This window comes from Clostridium drakei, assembly GCF_000633595.2.
GTDB classification, from domain to species: domain Bacteria; phylum Bacillota; class Clostridia; order Clostridiales; family Clostridiaceae; genus Clostridium_AM; species Clostridium_AM drakei.
Map to the genome: position 1 here is coordinate 1 of NZ_JIBU02000075.1, position 4,005 is coordinate 4,005.

Annotated in this window: 4 protein-coding genes, 1 tRNA gene and 1 rRNA gene; 2 read left to right on the forward strand and 4 right to left on the reverse strand. The window is 27.7% G+C overall.

Annotation, left to right across the window (positions count from 1 at the left end):
* The first annotated feature begins 386 nt into the window (after positions 1-386).
* The gene (locus EG57_RS0224055) at positions 387-713 is read left to right on the forward strand and encodes a DUF1904 domain-containing protein (protein WP_032079617.1); all 327 of its coding nucleotides are present in this window, start codon (positions 387-389) and stop codon (positions 711-713) included.
* Between the two features lie 84 nt (positions 714-797).
* On the opposite strand, the gene EG57_RS0224060 is transcribed toward EG57_RS0224055, so the two are convergent.
* Entirely contained in the window at positions 798-1,931 is a 1,134-nt protein-coding gene (locus EG57_RS0224060) for a pyridoxal-phosphate-dependent aminotransferase family protein (RefSeq protein WP_032079618.1), read from the reverse strand.
* A gap of 193 nt (positions 1,932-2,124) precedes the next feature.
* Here EG57_RS0224060 and EG57_RS0224065 point away from each other — a divergent pair, with 193 nt between their 5' ends.
* Positions 2,125-2,715, forward strand: a complete 591-nt coding sequence (locus EG57_RS0224065) for a uracil-DNA glycosylase (RefSeq protein ID WP_032079619.1) — start codon at positions 2,125-2,127, stop codon at positions 2,713-2,715.
* Between the two features lie 58 nt (positions 2,716-2,773).
* Here EG57_RS0224065 and EG57_RS0224070 read toward each other — a convergent pair whose 3' ends face one another.
* From EG57_RS0224070 to rrf, 3 genes are all read right to left on the reverse strand, one after another.
* On the reverse strand, positions 2,774-3,721 hold the full coding sequence (locus tag EG57_RS0224070; RefSeq protein WP_032079620.1) for a zinc-binding metallopeptidase family protein: 948 nt from the start codon (positions 3,719-3,721) through the stop codon (positions 2,774-2,776).
* 112 nt (positions 3,722-3,833) lie between these two features.
* Positions 3,834-3,909 (reverse strand) — tRNA-Lys (locus EG57_RS0224075).
* 5 nt (positions 3,910-3,914) lie between these two features.
* Positions 3,915-4,005, reverse strand: a 5S ribosomal RNA gene (gene rrf, locus EG57_RS25615); the annotation flags it as partial.

A 4,005-nucleotide genomic window follows, 5' to 3' on the forward strand; every position in this document is an offset into this window, starting at 1 on the left:
GACTTTTATATCTTACCATGTCTGCTTAACCTTGTCAAGAACTTTTTTAAATTCTTTTTTTGTTAAGCTTGCTGCATCACACAGCTTTAACATAATACCATGTTACTTAAGAAGTTGTCAACATATTTTTTTATGTTTGATTTTCTAAGTAACTGCCTACTCTCTCAAGCGACATGTGTTATTGTATCATATTTTTCATATTGTATATATGATATTTTATTACTAAAACCTATTTATATACATTTTACTTCAATTTAAGTATAATTTTCTTACTTATACTCATGTTGATACACAAGGAGGTGTTGCTTTAATTTATTATATATTTATAAGTTTAATATTTGTTTTTTTCACTAAATAAGTTAAAATACTATTTGGAGGTGATTCAAATGCCACAAATAAAGATAAGAGGTATTGATAAAGAAAAAATTTTACCTATAAGTACTAAATTGATTAATGAATTAACAAATGTTATAGGTTGTCCAGAAAATTATTTTACAATAGAGCACATTCCTTCTTTATTTATAAAAAATGGCCTAATAGATAATGGGTATCCTTTTATTGAAGTAGTTTGGTTTGATAGAGGCCAACAAATTCAAGATAAAGTAGCTCAATGCATAACTACTTTTATACATAATATAGGTTATAAAGATGTAGATATATTCTTCACCGTATTTGAAGAAAATAACTATTACGAAAATGGAAAGCATTTTTAGCACTTTGCAAAATTAGCAATACATTTTATGTATAAGGCTTGACTCCAAAAATATATAAACTTGTGGAGTCAAACTTTTATAAATTTAAAATTCTCTAAAAAAATAACTGCACATATCACATTTACACTTAAAGCCAAAATACTCTAGGGATTTTTGAAAAGCAAATAATGTATGACTCACATTGTCTATTCTTGCATTTTCACCCATATGACCTATTCTTATTACCTTTCCCTCTAAATATCCGAATGAACCCGCTATCATCACATCATATTTACCTACCATATAGTTTCTTAGTTTCTTATCATCAATTCCTTCTGGAACTTTGACTACAGTAACTGTGCTAGAATACCCTTCCTCAATATACAACTCTAATCCTGCTTCCCTAATTACATTTCTAGTAGCTATAGCTATTTTTTTATGCCTACATAATATATCTTCATCTTCTAACATGTTATCTATAGCTCTTTTTAATCCAAATATATCACTTATCGGTGGTGTATATGGAAATAACTTATTTTCATAATACTTTTCCCAATTCAATAAATTACAATAAAAAGAAGCTATAGTACTTTTTCTAATTTTCATAGAATTAAAAGCATCATCACTTATACTCAATATAGTAAGCCCTGGTGGAGCAGAAATGCACTTTTGTGAACCACCAATTAGTATATCTATCTTCCAATCATCTGTTCTTACTTCTTCTCCTCCCATAGCAGCTACACTATCTACTACAGTAAGAATCCCTTTCTCTTTTAATAATGGACTTATTAATGATATATTATTTAACACTCCTGAAGGTGTATCACAATGTACAATAGTAGCATATTTAAAATTATTATCAACTTCTAAAAAATTTTTTAATTCTCCTATATCTATTTCCCTTTTTCTACTACCTCTAAAAAATACAACTTCACCACCATATATTTTTACGAAATCACTAAAACCTTCTCCAAATATTCCATTAGCTATTACTAAAACTCTATCTCCTTTTTCTGTTAATGATGCACAAGCTGCTTCTAGTCCTAATATGCCTTCTCCACTTAATATTCTCACATGATTTTTAGTATTTAATAATTTTCCTATTTTTTCACAAGTTTCTTTATAAAAATCATAAAAATTATAATCTAGATCTGGATTGGTACATCTAATACTTCTTGCTAATCTCACATTTTCTCTTACTTCCGTTGGACCTGGCGTCATTACGTGTGGAACATTCATACTTATATCACTCCTACCAAACATGTTTTAAAGATTTTTGTATTATTATATCATTTTCAACTTTTAAGGCAAATGTATGAATACAATTTTGTTCTAAATGTTTTGTTTTGATATATAATAGTTATGTATAATAAAATATATAGTTTATAATAAAATATGTTAAAATAAATTAATGAAGGGAGTCTTTATAAATATGGATAAAATTTTAAAACAAAAAATTAAGCAAATAAGTGAAATTTATACAGAAGAAAAAATTGGAGGTTTCATTTCTGGAGATGGCCCTATTCCTTGTAATATATTATTTGTAGGAGAAGCTCCTGGAAAAACAGAAGTTGAAGAAGGAAAACCCTTTGTAGGAGTTGCAGGAAAAAATTTCGAAAAGCATCTTAACTCCATCGAACTATCTAGAAAAGATGTTCGTATAACAAACACTTGCTTTTTTAGACCTATAAAGATAAAAGAAAGTTCCTCTGGAAGAACAACTATAAGCAATAGACCACCTAAAACTTCCGAAGTAAATCTATTTCGTGAAGTACTAAATGAAGAAATAAAATTAGTTAACCCTAAAATCATTGTAACTTTAGGTAATGTTCCATTAAAAAGATTAACCAATTTTAAATCTATAGGTGAATGTCATGGTGATCTTTACTTTAATAATGAATTAAAAAGATATGTATTCCCAATGTATCATCCTTCTGCACTAACTTATAATAGAAATGAAGAATTTTACTCTATGTATCAAAAAGATTGGACTAAACTAAAAGAAGCTCTAAATAAAATTTAAATTTAGAGCTTTTTTTATACTTGTCTATATATAAAATTTAATAAAAGTATATTCACATTTAACTTGATATTGCTTCTTTTATAATACTGATGGTATTTTCAATATCATTTATAGAAACCATTTCTGAAATTGAATTTTTATATTTGCAAGGTACTGCTATTTCTCCTATCTTTATATCAGGTCTTTCATTATGTATTAAGTCACATTGAGAACCTCCTGGATTCACACTATATTGTACATTTATATTTACCTTATTCGCTGCTTCTTCAAGCATACTTTTTATATACTTATGCATTATAATTGAATTATCCATTAACTTTAACACAGGACCTTTATCCAACTCAATCTTATTTAAGCAATCTATAGCATCTTTTGCACTTACTAAATCTATAATAACACAAAAATCAGGATCTATAAAATAAGCAGCAGATTTTACCCCTCTTCCACCTAATTTTTGTTCACATGAAAAAACAAAATATATTTCTCTATTTGTATTCTTTAATTCTTTTATTAATCTTAATAATATGTAACATCCTATTTTATTATCTAATGATGGACTTACTAAATCATTACTAGGAAACTCCAGATAAGGTCCTACTAAACATGATGTATCTCCTTCTTTGACTTTACTTAGTGTAGTTTTCTTATTTTTTGTCCCTATATCTATAAATATTTCATGATCTTTTAATAAAAGTTTTCCTATAGTTTCATTTTTAAATCTTACAAAACTGTGAGATATATTATTACAATCGAAATTGCCTATTTTCTCTGCTCTTATAAGTCCATTTTCTTCTATATATGAAACCATAAAACCTATGCTATCCATATGTGAACAAATCATAAGTTTCTCTTCGCCATGTCCTAATTTTACAATTATATTTCCTATTTTATCTTCCTTAATCTCGCATTTAATATCTCTCAATTCATTTTTTATAATATCTTTTATTTCATCTTCATTTCCAGTAACACTAAATGTATTTATAAGCTTTATTAAACATTTATCCATTAATTATCCTCCTTAAATTATTACAAATTCAATTTTTATAATTTCCACGGCAATATCATTTTTATTATACTACAATATAAAAAAAGAAACACTCATTAATGAGTGTTTCTTTTGGTGGCTTACCGGGGAATCGAACCCCGGACAACATGATTAAAAGTCATGTGCTCTACCAACTGAGCTAGTAAACCATATAACCTGGCAACGACCTACTCTTCCACAGAGCTTCCCCTGCAGTACCATCGGCACTATAAAGCTTAACCATCGTGTTCGGAATGGGAACGGGT

Bases quoted from the DNA above. Each gene is read 5' to 3' on its own strand.
- EG57_RS0224065 (WP_032079619.1), top strand. From the start codon at position 2,125: ATGGATAAAATTTTAAAACAAAAAATTAAGCAAATAAGTGAAATTTAT.
- EG57_RS0224070 (WP_032079620.1), bottom strand. From the start codon at position 3,721: ATGGATAAATGTTTAATAAAGCTTATAAATACATTTAGTGTTACTGGA.
- EG57_RS0224055 (WP_032079617.1), top strand. From the start codon at position 387: ATGCCACAAATAAAGATAAGAGGTATTGATAAAGAAAAAATTTTACCT.
- EG57_RS0224060 (WP_032079618.1), bottom strand. From the start codon at position 1,931: ATGAATGTTCCACACGTAATGACGCCAGGTCCAACGGAAGTAAGAGAA.